Below are 254 nucleotides of genomic sequence, written 5' to 3'. Positions count from 1 at the left end.
ATACTGGCTTAAATTCGCAATTACGGCACCGAACTCGGTCGTGTTTCTCCCACGTCATAATGCTCTGGCGACCGCAGCGAGGACAGGAGGTATTCTCCCAGAACTGCTTGAGCCGCCGCTCGATGCGTAATGAGTTAGATCAGCTCTGTAAACGAGCGCAGAGATCTAGCGATAGACAGCTTCTACCCTCACTTTACAGATAGTGTGAAACCATCCAACCGTCGTTTATATACTCATCACGAAAACCGTCTTTC

Annotated in this window: 1 pseudogene; it reads right to left on the bottom strand. The window is 49.2% G+C overall.

The window, feature by feature from the left end:
- Positions 1–124: pseudogene (locus EXE41_RS18875) on the bottom strand (IS1595 family transposase); the annotation flags it as partial.
- Between the last annotated feature and the right edge of the window lie 130 nt (positions 125–254).

It is taken from the genome of Halorubrum sp. SD690R (assembly GCF_005435035.1).
GTDB classification, from domain to species: Archaea; Halobacteriota; Halobacteria; order Halobacteriales; family Haloferacaceae; genus Halorubrum; species Halorubrum ezzemoulense.
Note: the sequence above shows the minus strand (reverse complement) of the source record. Positions and strands in the feature narration are given on the sequence as shown.